Origin of the sequence: Pseudomonas sp. WS 5411 (genome assembly GCF_012985595.1) — a bacterium.
Lineage (GTDB): Bacteria > Pseudomonadota > Gammaproteobacteria > Pseudomonadales > Pseudomonadaceae > Aquipseudomonas > Aquipseudomonas shahriarae.
The window spans coordinates 1-17722 of sequence record NZ_JAARMC010000041.1; the positions used below are offsets into that span (position 1 = coordinate 1).

General features: G+C 59.0%; 10 protein-coding genes and 1 rRNA gene. 4 read left to right on the plus strand and 7 right to left on the minus strand.

From position 1 onward, the window contains the following. Positions 1–189 precede the first annotated feature (189 nt). Both rrf and HBR93_RS26595 read left to right on the plus strand, forming a co-directional pair. Positions 190–305 (plus strand): 5S ribosomal RNA (gene rrf, locus HBR93_RS26590). A 263-nt stretch (positions 306–568) separates the two neighbouring features. Beyond that, on the plus strand, positions 569–2449 hold the full coding sequence (locus HBR93_RS26595) for a methyl-accepting chemotaxis protein (protein ID WP_057441336.1): 1881 nt from the start codon (positions 569–571) through the stop codon (positions 2447–2449). Between the two features lie 51 nt (positions 2450–2500). Here HBR93_RS26595 and HBR93_RS26600 read toward each other — a convergent pair whose 3' ends face one another. From HBR93_RS26600 to HBR93_RS26620, 5 genes are all read right to left on the minus strand, one after another. Further along, positions 2501–2962: an SRPBCC family protein gene (locus tag HBR93_RS26600; RefSeq protein WP_169961424.1), complete on the minus strand. Its 462-nt coding sequence runs from the start codon at positions 2960–2962 to the stop codon at positions 2501–2503. Positions 2963–2984: 22 nt separating this feature from the next. Further along, positions 2985–6374, minus strand: a complete 3390-nt coding sequence (locus HBR93_RS26605) for an amino acid adenylation domain-containing protein (protein WP_169961425.1) — start codon at positions 6372–6374, stop codon at positions 2985–2987. Beyond that, the gene (locus HBR93_RS26610; protein WP_057957928.1) at positions 6371–7318 is read right to left on the minus strand and encodes a diiron oxygenase; all 948 of its coding nucleotides are present in this window, start codon (positions 7316–7318) and stop codon (positions 6371–6373) included. The genes HBR93_RS26605 and HBR93_RS26610 overlap by 4 nt, the downstream gene beginning before the upstream one ends. Further along, positions 7315–8085: a DUF3050 domain-containing protein gene (locus tag HBR93_RS26615; protein WP_169961426.1), complete on the minus strand. Its 771-nt coding sequence runs from the start codon at positions 8083–8085 to the stop codon at positions 7315–7317. Before HBR93_RS26615 ends, HBR93_RS26610 begins: the two co-directional genes overlap by 4 nt. A gap of 510 nt (positions 8086–8595) precedes the next feature. Beyond that, entirely contained in the window at positions 8596–9306 is a 711-nt protein-coding gene (locus tag HBR93_RS26620) for a GntR family transcriptional regulator (protein WP_057957930.1), read from the minus strand. 276 nt (positions 9307–9582) lie between these two features. Here HBR93_RS26620 and lapG point away from each other — a divergent pair, with 276 nt between their 5' ends. Both lapG and lapD read left to right on the plus strand, forming a co-directional pair. Beyond that, entirely contained in the window at positions 9583–10275 is a 693-nt protein-coding gene (gene lapG, locus HBR93_RS26625) for a cysteine protease LapG (RefSeq protein WP_057441344.1), read from the plus strand. Between the two features lie 14 nt (positions 10276–10289). After that, complete coding sequence (lapD, locus tag HBR93_RS26630; protein WP_169961427.1) at positions 10290–12236, plus strand: cyclic di-GMP receptor LapD; 1947 nt, start codon at positions 10290–10292, stop codon at positions 12234–12236. A gap of 14 nt (positions 12237–12250) precedes the next feature. Here lapD and HBR93_RS26635 read toward each other — a convergent pair whose 3' ends face one another. Further along, positions 12251–12589 carry a hypothetical protein gene (locus HBR93_RS26635; RefSeq protein WP_057441348.1) on the minus strand — a complete coding sequence of 113 codons (339 nt, stop codon included), beginning with the start codon at positions 12587–12589 and terminating at the stop codon, positions 12251–12253. A 160-nt stretch (positions 12590–12749) separates the two neighbouring features. Beyond that, the coding region (locus HBR93_RS26830; protein ID WP_222932502.1) for an immunoglobulin-like domain-containing protein at positions 12750–17722 on the minus strand (4973 nt) is incomplete at its 5' end.

A 17722-nucleotide genomic window follows, 5' to 3' on the forward strand; every position in this document is an offset into this window, starting at 1 on the left:
ATCCCGAACTCAGTAGTGAAACGATGCATCGCCGATGGTAGTGTGGGGTTTCCCCATGTGAGAGTAGGTCATCGTCAAGATTAAATTCCAGAACCCCTGTTTGCTAACGCAAACAGGGGTTTTGTTTATGTAGAAGTCCATGAATTTCACTGGAGCGTTGCTAGTGCAACGCTCTGGTACACAGAATTTCTTGACGACCATAGAGCATTGGAACCACCTGATCCCATCCCGAACTCAGCAGTGAAACGATGCATCGCCGATGGTAGTGTGGGGTTTCCCCATGTGAGAGTAGGTCATCGTCAAGATCAAATTCCGAAACCCCCGTCTGTTAACGCAGACGGGGGTTTTGTCGTTTTGGGGGCTTATGTGTCCTCTGCTGACCGCCTGTCAGTTTCCTGCATAAAAAGAAGATGTATCCCACAAATTCCTAAGATTTATCCAACCTTGGCCGAAAGCCTGATGAGCCATGCGTGCACTGAAATAGAGCGGTCGTAGAGTCCGCCTATACCGTACATGGAACGTTGCATTCGGCACGCTCACCCCCTTTTGGCAAAAAGAAGTCGATGAAATGAATCTCAAGTTCAGTCATAAAATTCTGTTGGCCGCGTCAGGCGTTGTGGTTTTGGCCTTCGCGCTGTTTACGTTGTACAACGACTACCTGCAGCGCAACACCATCAGGCAAAATCTGGAGTCATCTATTGAGCAGTCGGGTGACCTGACTGCCAGCAGTGTGCAGAACTGGCTCAGTGGCCGGATACTGGTCCTGGAGAACCTTGCGCAGAACGTTGCTCATCAAGGCGCAAACGCCGACCTCCCCGGCCTGGTTGATCAACCGGCGTTCACCTCGAACTTCCAGTTCACCTACGTTGGCTCAACCAACGGTGTCTTCACTCAGCGTCCTGACGCAAAAATGCCTGAAGGCTACGATCCGCGTCAGCGCCCGTGGTACAAGCAAGCGGTCGCTGCCGACAAACCCATGCTGACGCCGCCTTATATGGCCGCCGTCGGTGGTTTGATCGTCACCATCGCGATGCCGGTCAAGAAAAATGGTGAGCTGCTGGGTGTAGTGGGTGGCGACTTGAGCCTGCAAACCCTGGTGAAGATCATCAACTCGGTGGACTTCGGCGGGATTGGCCACGCGTTTCTGGTCAGCGGCGATGGGCAGGTAATCGTCAGCCCTGACCAAGAGCAGGTAATGAAAAACCTCAAGGATATCTACCCAGGCAGCGGTGTCCGGATTGAGAAGGTTAATCAGGATGTCGTCCTCAATGGTCAGGACCGCATCCTGTCCTTCACCCCGATCAGCGGCTTGCCGGGTGCCGATTGGTACATAGGCCTGTCGATCGACAAAGACAAAGCCTACGCCCCCCTGGGTAAATTCCGCACCTCCGCTTTGATCGCGATGTTTATTGCCGTCACAGCGATTGCCGTGTTGCTGAGCCTGTTGATCCAGGTGCTGATGCGCCCACTGACCACCATGGGCCGCGCGATGCAAGACATTGCCCAAGGCGAGGGTGACCTGACCCGCCGCCTGGTCGTGGAAAGCAAAGATGAATTCGGTGAGCTGGGTAGTGCGTTCAACCAGTTTGTCGAGCGTATCCATGCCTCGATCAGCGAAGTGTCCTCGGCGACCAGGCATGTACACGATCTTTCCCAGCGCGTGATGGCATCGTCCAACGCCTCGATCATCGGCTCCGACGAGCAGAGCGCCCGTACCAACAGCGTTGCTGCGGCCATTAACGAACTGGGTGCCGCCACCCAGGAAATCGCCCGTAACGCCGCTGACGCCTCGCAACACGCCAGTGGCGCCAGCGAGCAAGCCGATGACGGTCGCCAAGTGGTGGAGAAAACCATCCTGGCGATGTCCGAGCTGTCGCAGAAGATCAGCTTGTCCTGCACGCAGATCGAAACCTTGAATGCCAGTACCGACAACATTGGCCACATTCTTGATGTGATCAAAGGCATCTCTCAGCAAACCAACCTGCTGGCCCTCAATGCCGCCATTGAAGCGGCCCGTGCCGGTGAAGCCGGCCGTGGCTTTGCCGTGGTCGCCGACGAGGTGCGCAACCTGGCTCACCGTACCCAGGAATCGGCGGAGGAGATCCACAAGATGATCACCTCGTTGCAGATCGGTTCACGGGAAGCGGTCACCACAATGAACGCCAGTCAGGTGTCCAGCGAAGAAAGTGTCGAGGTTGCCAACCAGGCCGGTGAGCGCTTGATCAGCGTGACCCAGCGAATCGTCGAGATTGATGGCATGAACCAATCGGTGGCGGCAGCCACTGAGGAACAGACTGCCGTGGTGGAAACCCTCAATGTTGATATCAACCAGATCAACCTGCTGAACCAGCAAGGTGTGGCCAACCTCAACGAGACCTTGAAAGACTGTGACGCGCTGTCACAACAAGCCAATCGCTTGAAGCAGTTGGTCGACAGTTTCAAGATCTGATCACCACGGGGTAAATGTGGCGCAGTGCAGCAGTGCACTGCGCCATTTTTTTCAGCCAAGCAACCGGCGTACGTTATCCAGCGCACTGTCGGCGAAGTCCTGGATAAACTGTTCAAACCCCTTTTTATCGCGGGCATCAACGGGCTCGGCGATGATGGTCCAGGTCGCCCGCGCTTGTTGCCCCTCAAGCGACTCAACACCCATTGCCGCCCACAGTCGGGCCACGCCCAAGGTGTTATAGATCGTCGTCCACGTCATGTGCATCGTCCGCGCATCGTGGCTGTTGAGCTGTTCCACGACGATATTGCCATCGTGGAACCATTTCTTGCGTAGCGATCCCACCCCGCTGCCCGTCATGCCGATACGGGCCAGGGCAGGAATGAACGCGTCAAATCCCTCGAAACGCCCCACGACCGCCCATAGCTCATCGGCGCTGCAGGCAATCACCACAGATGACACCACAGGCCTGCCCAAGGGGTTTTTGATCAACGTATCGGGTTGCAGCTGTCTCATAAGTATTTCCTGAAGGCGGGGGTCACAGAAAGCCGATGGCATTGAGGTATTGGCATCCTCTGCGTAATAACTCGGGTGCTTTTTCGGGATACTGCACACCCATTTGTTCGACGCCATGGCGTGCGTTCTCATGGCGAATCATCGAAATATCGCCGATGTCTTCTCCCAGCCCATTGAGGTAGAACCCGAGCACACCGAAAAGGGCATTCTCGCGACCTACTTCGCGCAGATGGTGCTGCCAATCCGCGACGCTCACCAACTCGAACGCATGACCTGCCTGGCGAAACGACTCCACGTAGGTTTCCCACCTCAGGGGCTGCGGATTGTGCAGGTTGAAGACGCTACGCTCGGCAACGTAGTTGCCACTGTGGAAGGCAATGAACCGTGCCAGGAAATCCACCGGCATCAGGTCGAAGTTCAAGCCCAGGCGTGGCACCCGGCCCAGCTGCAGCGATCCCTTGAGCATCAGCAGCAGGCGGTTCTTGTGGGGTTGGCAGACACCGTTGTGGCTATTGAAACTGATGTTCCCGGGTCGATAGATATTGATCCAGGCACCTTGTCCGGCGGCACGCCCCAATAGACGTTCGGCCACCCATTTGGACAGGTTGTAGCCGTTCTTGATGTACAGCGGTGGGGTGCTTGCCGCCGGCGCTTCAAGCACTTGCCCGTCGGCCCCAACGCTACTCGACGCGGATAGTGTGGAGACGAAATTGAGCACTTTCTTGCAATGGGTTTCGCACAGGCGCAGGCATTCAATGACCGGCTCCACGTTGTCCTTGGCCAGCGATGCGTAGTCCATGACGTGATTGACGTGGGCCGCGCTGTGTACCAGCACCCCGAACTGGCGGGCGAGGCGTTCATATGCATGTGCCTCCAGGCCTAAACGAGGTTGGCGCAGGTCAGCGGTGTATACCCGTACGCGGCTCAGGTCCAGGTGTTCCAGGCGGTATTCACGCATGGCGTCGGCAAACCGTATGGCGGCCGATTGTCCTGGGTTTTCGCGAACCAGGCAGGCGACTTCTGTCGCTCCGGCCACCAGCAAGGCTTCGACGATATGTATACCCAAAAAGCTGTTGGCGCCGGTCACGATAGCCTTGTGGCGATCACCGGCACGCGCCCCTGGCAGCACGGGGATATCCAGCGGGCGTAGTGCATCGCTTATCGCCCGGGCGGTGGGCGCCGTCCCCGGCGCGCTGTCGCCCATCAACGCCGCGAGTGTCTGCACCGTTGGCGCTTCGATAAACCGGTTGAGGGGCAGGCTGCGTCCGTACAACTCGCGAATCCGCAGGAGCATGGTCGAAAGCAGAATGGAGTGACCGCCGAGATGGAAAAAACTGTCGTCAGTCGAGATCTCGTTGACCGGCAACCCCAACAGCTCACTCCACAGGTCCAGCAATTGCGCTTCCACCGGCGTTTGGGGGAGGCAATGGGGGTTATCCGAGACGGCCTGCACGACCAGTGCCTGTAATGCCTGGCGATCAACTTTGCCATTGCTGCCATAGGGCAGGCTCGTCAACTCAGTGAATACGGTCGGCTGCATATAGTCCGGCAACGTTTGCCTGGCGTGTTGCTTGAGCGCTGCCAGGGCCGCGCCCGAATAGCTGGGATCAGCGTGTGCCACGAACACGAGAATTCTTCGCTCACGGTTAATCACCACCGCCACCTGGCGAAACAACTGGCTGGCGCGCAAACACTGCTCAATCTCCTGGGGCTCGACCCGAAAACCGCGGATCTTCACCTGCTGGTCCTGGCGCCCGACCAGTTCGATGCCCTCTGCAGTCCATTTCGCCATGTCTCCCGTGCGATAGGTGCGCAGGGTTCGGCCATCAGGCAGCGCAAGGTGCACAAAGTGCTCGGCGGTCTGCCGTGGCTGGTTCACATACCCAAGGCTTACTCCAGGGCCTGCGATGTACAGCTCGCCAACCACCTGATCCTCAACCGGTCGGCGCTGCTCGTCGAGGATCAGCACCTGACTGTTGGCGATGGGCATGCCGAGGTTGAGATTGCTGTCGTCAGCCCGCATCCGCCGGCTGCTGACCAGCACCGTGGCCTCTGTCGGGCCATACAGGTTGTGCAGGGCGCATTGCCCGGCCATTTGCTCAATGACATGGGGCTCACAGATATCACCGCCGGTCAGCAGGTGCTCCAGGCCCAGCGGCCGATCCATCGGCAGCAGGCTCAACAGCGCAGGTGGCAGGAAGGCATGAGTGATGCGCCGTTGCCGGATCAGTTCCACCAACTGGCGAGGGTCGCGACGCTGTTCTTCGCTGGGAACAATCAGGGTCGCGCCCTGGCTCAGGGCCGGAAAAAGGTCGATCAGTGAAGAGTCAAAACTCAAGGAAGAAAATTGCAGTACGCGGCTGTGCTCACTGAGCTCGACATACTGGCTGTACCACGCCGAGAAATGGGCCAGGTTCTGCTGGCTGAGCAAAACGCCCTTGGGCTGGCCGGTGGTGCCGGAGGTGTAGAGCACCATGCTGGCGCTATCAATCGAGGGTAACGTCAGGGCCAGGGGGCAGCGCTCGTCCATGTGCCGGCTGTCTATGCCGCTGACATCCACCCCAGTGAAATGCTCGCGCAACGGATGTTGGCCGTCATCGAGCAACACCGTGGCCCCTGCATTCTCCAGCATGGCCCGCTGGCGCGGCAGCGGATGGCTCGGCTCCAGTGGCAGATAGACCGCGCCGCAGCCAAGAATCGCCAGAATGCTGGCATACAACTCAACCGACTTGCCCAGGCAAATACCGACCACGGGCACCTGCCCAGGCCCGAGCAACGGCCGCAAAACCTGCTGGATCGCCAGGCTGTGCCGCAACAGGCGTCGATAACTCAGGCTGAGGCCGGCGATCTCCAGGGCCGGCCTATCGGCGAAGACCCGCAAGCTGTGCTCCAACTGTTTGACCAGCGGCGTCCGGGCTTTTTGCAGCAGCGCCGGCTCATCGGTCCGGTTAAGGCGATGCAGGTAGGCCAGCCCCTCCAGGCCTTGCAGGCTTTGCTCTGGAAGGGGGGAGGCGCTCGCACGCTGGGCAAAATGTCCGGGGTTGCGCGCGAAGCCGCTGACCTGCCGCACAATCCACTCGACCAACTGTGTCACCACCTGGCGTCGCAGTTGTTGACCGTTGCCGCAGGCTGGCGGTGCTACATCCAGCACGGCCAGCAGTTGCGATACGCGGTCATAGCAGCGTATTTGCAGGGCCGGCAGGCCGCACTCGCTCAAGGGGCCGATGGCCAGGCGCAGGCTCATCACGACCATGCCGGGCGAATCCTGGGCGACGGGCTGAGTGCCGTCTTCAATCAGCAAGTCGATGGCCGGCTCCTGCGCACCAAGGTCATGACCATAGGGTTCCAGTGCCTGCGTCAGCTCGTGCAAGGCCGTACTGGTACCGACCGGCCTAATCCCTAGGCGTCTCATGACGGGCTCCCGGATACGGGCAGATACGCGCTCATCGCCTGGGCGACGCAGGGTGTTTGCAGCAGCCCGCTGCGGCGCAGGAAACCCATGATGTTGCTGATCAGCGGGTGCTGGCGGGTGATGGGAAAGGCCAGGGCATTTACCTCGACCCGCAAAGCTTCGCGGACGGAGGGACTGATATCCAGATGGTCGATCAACAGCAGGTCGAAGTCCCTTTGCAGGTCACTGGTCAAATAGTGCTGCAGGAAGATCGGCAGCATCTGGGCGAGACAGTGGCGGTCTGCTTCGCTTGCTGTTTGCCAGTAGAGCCGCACCAGGCCGGTCCAGAAGCTGGCGTGGCGGCCCTCATCAGCCAGATGGTCGGCCATCAACCCCCTTACCGACTGTTTGACGCTGTCATCCTTGGCAAACGCCGCCACGTCATGGGTGACTGTGTTCTCGGCAATCGCCACGCCGATCAGCTCCACGGCATCACGCAGATGCGCCGGTACGTGGGCCTGCGCGCTGGGTATGGCACGGCTCAACTCGATGGCCGCAGGTAGCGCCAGCGGCGCAATACCCGTCTTCTCCTGCGTTTGCTGCATGAAGTCCAGGGCAACGAGGGCGTGGTAATCCTCATCGACCACCACGGTCATGGCGGCGTAGCGGCAGGCCACAGGGAAGGGGATTGAAAAGCGATTCTTGGCGATGCTCCTCGCGGTTTTATCGACGATCTCGGTTTCAAAGATCACCACGTCGTTGATGAATTTGTAGAACGTCTGCACCAGGACAAACTCGCGCCACTGCGGACAATGCTCCAGAAAGCCTGCACTGAGCACCAACGGTTGACGACATAGGGGATAGATCAACTTGTCGTCATCTTCCAGCAGGCGACGCGGGCGAGTACGGATGGTCGCCTGCTGCTCCCAGTCGGTCGCGAATGAGCGGTAGTCGGCAGCGGTCACAGGCTCACCTCCTGGCATCCTGCGTGCCGGCGCAGGCCGTCCCACAGGGCGATGCGGCTCTCTACGGCGCTGATGGCAGCATTCCAGGCCTGTTGTTCGCGCAGGGGATCTGCCTGGATCAGCCGCTGTAGCAGGTGTTCTGCGGCCGGTTCATGACCCTGGGCGTCCAGCTCGATGTGCCGCTGCAGGTAATAGCACAAGCTGGGGGCTTGCCGATGAGCGACATCGCAGCCTTCCAGGAGGCGCTTGAACATCGCCGGGATGACACTTTCGCGGCCATGCAGGAAGGTCGCGGCGACACAATGGGTCGGTGCGTTCAAGGCGACGTCCAGGGTGTGCCGCACAAAGCGCTCTACCGCAGGATCAATGGTGATCTGTGCCAAGGCGCTGTCGACGCTTGCTCCCTCATGCTGCAACGCGATGAATCGTTCGATGGTGATGGTGCAGGCTCCCACCTCGCGCATGGCCTCCAGATACAGTTCGAAGTGACTGCTGTGCCCGACGCCCTGGCGCTGGTCTGATTCCTCATCCAGGACAATTTCGTTGATCAGCCGCGCCGCCTGTGGGTCTGTCGGCGGCAGCCAGGGCAGGCGGATGCAGGTCAGGTCCTGTTGCAGGCGTTTGGTCAGGGTCATGAAGTCCCAGACGGCGAACACATGGTTTTGCATAAAGTGTTGTAGTTGCGGGAGAGAATTGATTTCCAGGAAAATCGGATGCTCATGTAATTGTTGTTTTTTATGTCTAAGTAGTTCTTGTAGTTGAAACATAGTTAATGCCTATAAGTCGTTATGTCGACTCAAATAAAAAGTTTGTTTAGAACCAAGCGTGGGTTGTTGCGAGTACTTCGTTGCCCGGCAAGCAACAGGTAGTGACAAAGCATCCTATTCTTGTTGGAGCGCGCGTCGTCCACAGCTATGCCCAAGCCTGTGCCTACGCGTTCGAATGAAGTGCCAAGACCAATTAAAGAATAATCACTTGGTTAAGTGTTCAAATACTTTCTGAGTTGTATAAGGTTTTTTTGCAGGAAGGGAAATGCTGCAGTTGAACTTACTGTTCGGGGTGGGAACTTTCCTTGTTGTTTGCGAGTTTTATGTAGGTGGACTTAACGGGCAGGGTTTGATCCATTATTGCTTTGCAACGCTGCAGGTTCCTATCGGTCGATGTCGAGTCTGTTGGCGCAACCATCCAGGAGGGTGACGGCAGGCATGGACCGGCTTAGGGCGTGTGCGGCGCCTGGTCATCCAGGTCGCGCACTGGGCGGCTAAAGCCGGGAGAAGTCAACGCGGACCTTTGTCGTTGTCCTGTTCAATGCTGTTGAGGTATTGAGTGATCACTTCCATGCCGCGCATCAGGTGATTACGCAGCGTCAGCACGCTCTGCTCGACTTTTTTCTGCGCGACCAGATTCAGCAGCTCGCGATGGTCCTCCTGGGAGGTTTTGCCCAGTCCCATGGCTTCAAGGTTGAAGCGCAGGAACCGCTCCTCCTCGTTCAGCCCGTGTTCCACCAGGTTCAACAACCGCTGGTTGGGTGCCTTGCCATACAACGCCATGTGAAACAGGCGGTTGAGCCGGCCGATTTCGGTGTAGTCGGTTTCGCACTCAAGGGTGTCGATCAAGGCACCCGCCTGCTCGATATCGCTCTGGGTGAGTAATGGGATAGACAAGCGCAGTGCTTCCGACTCCAGGAGAATACGCAGGGCGTAGGTCTCCGCCGAGTTATCTTCAATCAGCGGAGCAACCACGGCGCCTTTATGGGTTACCACATGCAACAGCGACTGTGCCTCCAGCTGGCGCAGGGCTTCGCGCACCGGCATCCGGCTGACCCCGAACAGGCTGGCCAGCTCTTGCTGGCGCATGGCGGTGCCGCAGGGCAGGCGACCATCCAGTATGGCGTTGCGCAATGTTTCTTCAATAACGGAGCGCGCGAGGTGAGCGGGAATGGGCCCACTGATCTTGATGCTGCTCAAAGGGTTCGGCTTGTGCGTCACGACTACGCTATCCTCCTTTCTTGTTGGAATGGGTTTTGGCTAATTGGATCCAAAGAACACTAGAGATTGCATGCAGGCTTGTCAAACAGGCAAAGTTTCCCTTTGTAAGCGACTCAACAGCGCGGTTTTACATCGCACATTATGGCTGGCGGGCGTCTTACAAGTGCGATTGCTTTAGCTGAGTGGACGCTGGGTGATTGCACTGTGCCATTGTCTTTTGCCGACTGACCCTTCACCATCGAATGATTCTCCGTCTCTTTCTACGGACTGAAGCCATTGGCGGTACGTTTTACTCCCTCGCGGATCCTGTGCTGGCTGTTTTCAGCGCTGCTGCTGGCTGGCTTATTGCCTGGCGGGCTGCATGCCGATTGGGATTTTTCCCAGATCAGCCGGCGCGCTACAGCGCTTTATGGACCGCTGGGCGCGGGCCAGCAGCGTATCGACGACTGGCAGCGGCTGCTGGCCACGCAAAAACAAGGCAGCGAGTTGGAGCAGCTCAAGGTGGTCAACCTGTTCTTCAACAAGCGGGTGCGCTATGTCGAAGATGTCGACTTATGGAGCCAGGTCGATTATTGGGAGACGCCCATCGAAGCCCTGTGGAAGGGCGCCGGCGATTGTGAAGACTATGCCATTGCCAAGTATTTCAGCCTGCGACACCTGGGCGTCTCCAGCGACAAATTGCGCATTACCTACGTCAAGGCATTGCGGCAGAATCGCGCCCATATGGTCTTGACCTATTATTCGACGCCAGAGGCCATGCCACTGGTACTCGACAGCCTGATCGACGAGATCCAGCCTGCCAGCCAACGGACCGACTTGCTGCCGGTCTACTCCTTCAACGCCGAAGGCTTGTACCTGCCCGGCGCCAAAGGCAACAAAAAGGTCGGCGACACCAAGCGCCTGTCGCGCTGGCAGGATGTGTTGAAAAAAATGCGGGCGGAAGGCTTCCCAGCCGAGCCGGCCAACTAGGAGTAACTGTTCAGATGTCACTGTTCAAACAGCTGTTGATCGCTATCTGTCTGTTCCTGGTGGTCGCCTTCAGCGGCAGCTTCATGGTCAGCCTGGAAAGTTCGCGTACCCAATACGTGAACCAACTGCGCTCCCACGCGCAGGACGCGGCGACCGCCCTGGCGCTGTCCCTGACGCCCAATATCGACGACCCGGCGATGGTCGAACTGCTGGTCAGCTCGATCTTCGACAGCGGTTATTACGCGAGCATCCGCGTGGTCGACGTGACCAATGACCAGGTCATTGTCGAGCGCAGTGGTATCCCCGACAACAACGGCGTGCCCAACTGGTTCGTCAAGTTGATCGGCCTGGAACCGGCCGGCGGCGATGCCTTGGTCAGCCGTGGCTGGGAGCAGGCGGCGCGGGTCGAGGTGGTCAGCCATCCGATGTTCGCCCTGGCCAAGCTGTGGCAGAGCGCCCTGGGCAGCCTGGGCTGGCTGCTGCTTTGCGGCGCCGTCAGTGCGGTGCTGGGTGCGCTGTTGCTGCGCCGGCAACTCAAGCCTCTGGACTATATGGTCAAACAGTCCCATGCCATTGCCCGCCGTGAGTTCCTGAGCCTGCCGGATCTGCCGCGCACCCCGGAGCTGCGCCGCGTGGTACAGGCGATGAACCAGATGGTGGAAAAGCTCAAGGCGCTGTTCCAGGAACAGGCCGAGCGCAGCGAAAAACTGCGGGTGGAATCCTATCAGGACAACCTCACGGGCCTGGCCAACCGTCGTTATTTCGAGATGCAACTCAATGCTAGGGTTAGCAACCCCGAAGAAACCAGCTCAGGCTACCTGCTGGTGCTGCGGGTCAAGGACCTGGCCGGCCTCAACCAGCGCCTCGGTGGCCAGCGCACCGACCAGCTGCTGCAGGCAGTCGGCGAACAACTGCTGCGCCAGTGCGAGCCGTACCCGGAAACCCACAACCTGATTACGCGCATCCGCGGCGGCGAGTTTGCCGTGCTGGCGCCGGGGCTGATGCGTGAAGAGGCGATGCAGCTGGCGCAGAACCTGGAAAGCACCCTGCAAAGCCTGCAAGCCACCGGCGCCAGTGACGTTTCGCCGGTTGCCTGTATCGGCCTGGCGCCGTTCAGTCACGGTGATTCCCCCCAGGCCCTGCTGACCCTGGCCGACCAGGCATTGGCGCAGGCCGAAACCCTGGGTGACGTGAGTTGGGTGTGCCTGGACCACAGCGCTGCCGCCAGCGTCGGCGACGATCATCATGCCTGGCACTCACTGCTGGACCAGGCGCTGAGCCAGCAACGCTTCGAGCTGTACTTCCAGCCGGTGGTGGCCGCCCAGGATCCGCAACTGATCCTGCACTACAAAGTGCTCTCGCGTTTGGTGGATGATCAGGGCCACACCATCCCGGCCGGCCGTTTCCTGCCTTGGCTGGAGCGGTTTGGCTGGTCGGCGCGTCTGGACCGACTGATGCTCGAGCTGGTGCTCAAGCAGATGGCCAGCCATGAACATTCGTTGGCCCTGAACCTGTCTGCAGCCACGCTGGCAGACCCCCAAGCCCTGAACCGCGTGTTCGACCTGCTGCGTCAGCATTCCAACCTGGGCCCCCGCCTGACCCTGGAAATCGGTGAAGAGCAACTGCCCGAACAGGCGGTACTGGAGCAGTTGACCCAGCGTCTGCGAGAGCTGAACTTCTCCCTCAGCCTGCAACGTTTTGGCGGGCGCTTCAGCATGATCGGCAACCTGGCGCGCCTGGGCCTGGCCTACCTGAAGATCGATGGCAGCTACATCCGCGACATCGACCAGGAAAGCGACAAGCGCCTGTTTATCGAAGCTATCCAGCGCGCAGCCCACAGCATCGACTTGCCGCTGATTGCCGAGCGGGTCGAAACCGAGGGTGAGTTGCAGGTGATTCGCGAGATGGGGATTTTTGGCGTGCAGGGCCAGCTGTTTGGCGAGCCGGCGCCCTGGCGCTGAGGCCGTGGCCGGCCTCAGATCAGGCCGGTCTCATCATCATTGATCAGGTGGCTCAGGCCACCCAGTGATTCCCGTGCGTGGCTGCGATCCTTGAGCTTGGCTTGCGCGGCAACCGGCAGGTCCGTGAGGTTGATCACGCCTTTCTGGATCAGCACCTGAATCAAGTCTTCCAGCACCCGGATCATCTCCGAGTCACTGTGCTTGAGCTGCTTGAGGCTCAGCTCCGCTTCTTCATTGGCAAACCAGGCCTGGATCTCATGATGATCCGCGGGCAGGGTGCCGGTCGATTCGGCGAAGGCAACCGCTTCGGCGCGAATCAGCTCACCCTGTGCATCACGTTGCACGTAGAACATTGAACATCCCTCATGAGGAGAACTGACGACAGCCTGTCAGCAGCATAGGCCAACGGAGCGCGATTGGACGTGAGTATGCCGTGCAATCGTTGCCCCATGCCAGTGAACGGTGGCCGCAAATGAATCGGCCGCCTCAAGAGGCGGCCGGGTCATTGGTTCATTAGGTGTGATCGACCTTGATGGTCGGGTCAGCACCACTGATCAACGAATTGATCGTCTGGCCGGACCAGTTGTTACCTTCCAGCTTGATCGTCACATCTGCATTGGCCAGGCCACCGGCGGCGTTGAGCTTGCCTTCGGAACTGATCTGCAGCGTGGTCACGTTATCCACCGTGGTCAACTTCAGGAAGTTGTCGATGGTGCTGTCGGTTTCGCCCTTGAGCAGGTCACGCAGGTCGATACGGTCGCCTTCCGAGGCCTTGAAGTCCTTGATCACGTCGTTGCCGACGTCACCGGATCTCCAGACAAAGGTATCGGCACCAGTGCCGCCGATCAGGATGTCATTGCCCTGGCCGCCGATCAGCGTGTCGTTACCCGTACCGCCCAACAGGATGTCGTTGCCCTTGCCCCCGTCCAGGTAGTCGTTGCCGCCCTGGCCGAACAGGATGTCATCACCCGAGCCACCCAGCAGGGTGTCATTACCGTCTTTGGCACCCGAGGTGTTGAACTCGTTGTAGTGCTCGGTGATGTACTTGTGCACATCCTGGCCGGTGACAGCAGCAACCGCCACGCCGTTTTTCCCTGCCACGTAGGTCTGGATGGCGTTATAGCCCTCGCCGGTAATGCCCGGGAAGCTCACCAGGTCGCCGAACAGGATGTCGTTGCCGTCACCCCCATCGACACGGTCGGCACCCGGCAGGGTAGCCTCGCTGCTCCCGAGGATGGCGTTGGCCAGGTCCTTGGGATCGATGTTGGCTTGTGGCTTGTTGTCGCTGTCGTACGGTGCCAACTGCTCCAGGCCGACCCCGCTTTTAAGGCCGATGGCTTCTACGCCACCTGTGGACAGGCCTTTGAGCAGTGCGAACGCGTTCTGCGAGTTGGTAGCGGTGGCTGTATCGGTGTAGTTGCCATAACCGTCACGAACGGATGTCTCATAGGTGCCATCCCCTTGGGCGTGGATGGTCCCCCGGTCGTACGCTGTGCCGTAGTACCAGAGGGTCACCTTACCGACAGAGTTGATCTCAAGGGAGATATTCGACTCGATATTGATCCGGGTGGCGGTACCTAAGGTGTAGTTGTTCATGTTAACGACGTCATCAAGCTTGACGTTGCCGTACAAGGTCGGGTTGGTCTGCTCAGCACGCTGATAGAACGTCGGTTCACCATCAGTGATGAAATATGTGGTGTTGATTGCGCCAGTGTTGCCAGTCGCCAGGCCACTTTTGAAGAAGTTGGATGCCGCCTTGAACACGTCTTCGTAGTTGGTGCCGCCAGTCGACACCATCTTATCCAGGACTTTCTGCAGCGCATCCAGTGCACCCGGGTCTTTCAGGTTGACTGTAACCGTGCGATTGACCTGGTCACTGAAGTCCGCCAGGAAGATGTTCACGGTGCCAGAGGTGCTGGAGCCGATACTGTTTTTCAGTGAGTTGAACACGGTGGTCAGCGAGGTTTTCGCCGCCGCTACCGAGTCCGAACCCATACTGCCCGACGTATCGATCATGAACGCGATGTTGTAGTTCTTGCCCTGGACCACGTTCAGGCCAGAAACGTCCGCCACGATGATGTCGTTGCTGCTGCTACCGATGACGTTGTCATCGCCCGAAGTCGCCGTGCTCCCGCTATAGGTGGCCGGGTACACCTTGACAGGCACATTGGCCACGGTTGTGGCCGAGCCGCCGAGGCTTTCGGTGGAGGTCGACGTCACGGTCAGGTTGTACTGGCCGCTGGTGTAAGGCAGCGGTTTGAGGCTCAAATTATTGAGGTCCCAACCGGTGACATTGACTTCGGTCTGGCCATTGATAGCCGTAAAGGTATGCCCGGCACCATCGCTGAGCACGGCGCCTACCGGGATGCTGCCAATCTTCACGCTCAGGGTTTCCGAACCGTCGGTATCGGTCAGGCCGGTGGTGACCTTGGTCAGTTTGACCGTGCCGTTTTCCAGCCCTTCGTTGAGCTTATACGCGTCGTAGTAGCCCTGGCCGTTGGTGCCGTGCAGGTCAGACACCTGGGCACCTGCGTTGATCAGGTCGTTGACCCCGGTGTAGATCGGGATGTTGGTATTACTCAGGTTCGTCGCCGCCCCACCGTTGACCGACAGGTTGACGTCATAGCTACCGGCACCTGCCTGGTTCGCGTGGTAAATATCGATGCTGTAGTAGCCATTGCTGGTCGGGATGAACGTGCCGCTGAACTGGCCGGAGTTCGAACCCCATGTACCGCTGGCCACGTCTTTACCCCCGATGTTGACCAGGATGCTGTCATCGCCGTAGCCACTGAAGGTATAGGACTTGCCTGCTTCCAGGTAGATCAGGCCAGAAGTCTTCGATCCGGCACCGGCTGCTACGTCTGCGGTTGACGTGACGTCAGTCGAAATCGTCGTGCTGTTAGGTGTGCCAGCTTTATTGATCGCATTTTTCAGCTCGGTTGCCGAGGCGCCATTACCGTTGCTGCCCAGGTTCGCAATGCTGTTCCAGCTCTGCTTGGTCAGGCCTACCGACGCGATGTTGTTATCGGCAACGCTCAATGTCGGCGCGTCCGCAACCGGGGTGATGTCGACTTTCACGGTAGCGCTGGTGCCCAGGTCCTTGCCATCGGTTGGCTGGAACTTGAACTGTGCGTAGTCAGCCTGCCTGTTGCCCACACCGGTGCCGCCGTAGCCGTCGGCTCCGGATTCGTTGGCGTTTGGCGTGAAGCGCAACTGGCCGCCGTCGATCTGCGCCTTGGTGAAGGTCTGGCCGGCTGTCACGTTGGTCCAGGTAGTGCCGTCCGCTGCCAGGTACTGCAGCTTGCCAGCGACCGGCAGCTCGGTGATTTTCACCCCGAGGCTGGCCTGAGGGGAATCCACATCGGTGACCCCGAAATTGGCCCAAGTCAGCTTCAGCGATGTGTCTTCGGTGCCGGTGACGGCGCCGCCAGTGGCAACCGGTGCGTCGTTGACCGCCACTACGTTGACTGTGGTGGTCGCTACGTTCGAGTAGTTGCCGCCGTCGGTCACGGTCACGGTGATGGTCCGTGGCGTGGTGCTCGGGTCTTCGCTGCTGTTGCTGAACGTGATGTTCTTGATCTGCTGCATGTAGTCAGCCAGCGACGCCGTCCCGGTCAGGGTCAGGGTGATCTTGCCGGTGACAGGATCCGTGACCGAGGTCACGCTCATACCGCTGACCTTGCTGTAGTCCAGCACGTCGTTCGGCTGAGTATTGGTCAGCACCACCGTGGCGCCAGTCAGCTGGGTGCTGTCCGGGTCGGTGATGCGGATGTCGGTGTCAGCAATCGACACGCCAGTGCCGCCTTCGGTGAACGTGGTCTTGAAGTCGTTCCCGGTGGCGCCGCTGGAGTTGTTGGCATCCAGGTCGATGGTCGGTGGTGCATCGTTATCGATGATCGACGTTTCGATTTTACCGTTGGTGGTGCTGACAACCAGGTTCTCGAAGTTACCGCCGGAGGTACCGGAGATACTGATCTCGAACTTCTCCGTAGGCTCGGTCAGCTTGTCGTCGATGGTTTTGATATCGAACGTCGCAGTGCTTTGGCCGGCTGGAATCTTCACGGTGTACACGCCGTTGAAGTCCGAACCGTCCTGGGCCACGCCTTTATACGAGAGGGTCACCGTGACTTCGGTGGCTGCCGGCTGGGTCAGGTTCAACGTGTAGTGAGCGGTCTGGCCTTCGGTCACCGAGGTATCGCCCGCGATACTGATCACGGTGTTGCTCGTCACGTCCGTCACCTTGGTGACTACCGGAGTACCGACCGGGATCAGGTTTTCATACTTGTCGCCACCGCTGACCACGTTAGTGATCTTCGCGGAAATATCCTTGGCGCCCACGTAGAAGTCATTCGGCGCGGTGAAGTTGGCGGTACTGCTGGTCTTGCCATTACCGATGGTAATGATCAAGTCGTTGTCCAACTTGATCACCAGGTCGGAACCCACGTTGGTCACGGCCGCACCGTTCTTGTCCACGAGGCTGGCGGTGTAGACGATCTGGCCACCTTCGGCGACGTTGGTGGTGGCGGTCAGCACAACCTTCACTTCGTCGATGGTGTCGTTGATCTGCGTCGTTGCGCCGTTGCCTGCAACCACGAGTTTCTCGAAGTTGCCGCCGTCGGTGCCAGTGATCTTGACGGTCTGGGTGCTCTTGTCGATGAACACGTCATCGCCAGGGGCGTTCACCGTCACGGTGCCGACGGTTTCACCGGCCTTGATGGTGATGGTTTGTTTGTTATCGAGGGTCAAGGTGACGTCAGTGTCGGCCTTGTTGCTCAAGGTGGCGGTGTAGGTGATGGTGCCGCCTTCGTTGACGGCGCTTGGCGCGGTCAGGGTGACGGTAGTGGTGTTATCGGTGCCCGGTGTGTCAGTGACAGTCGTGGTGACCTTGTCGGTATTTGGAACCAGGTTCTCAAAGTGCGTGCCACCGGTGACTTCTTTAATGCCGGTAGTAACAGTCTGGTCGCCTTTGTACACATCATCCGGTGCCACAACCGAAACAGTACCGCTCGACTGGTTCACACCGATGGTGATGACCTGGTTGTTATCCAGGGTCACAGTCACAGGGTTGGTGATGTTGGTTACCGGCGCACCGTTTTTATCCACAAGGGTGGCGGTGTAGACGATCTGGCCGCCTTCACCCACGGTTTTGGTCGCGGTCAGCACTACATCGACCTTGTCGATGGTGTCGTTGATTTGCGTCGTTGCGCCGTTGCCTGCAACCACGAGTTTCTCGAAGTTGCCGCCGTCGGTGCCAGTGATCTTGACGGTCTGGGTGCTCTTGTCGACGAACACGTCATCGCCTGGAGCGTTCACCGTCACGGTGCCGACAGTTTCGCCAGCCTTGATGGTGATGGTTTGCTTGTTATCGAGGGTCAAGGTGACGTCAGTGTCGGCCTTGTTGCTCAAGGTGGCGGTGTAGGTGATGGTGCCGCCTTCGTTGACGGCGCTTGGCGCGGTCAGGGTGACGGTGGTGGTGTTATCGGTGC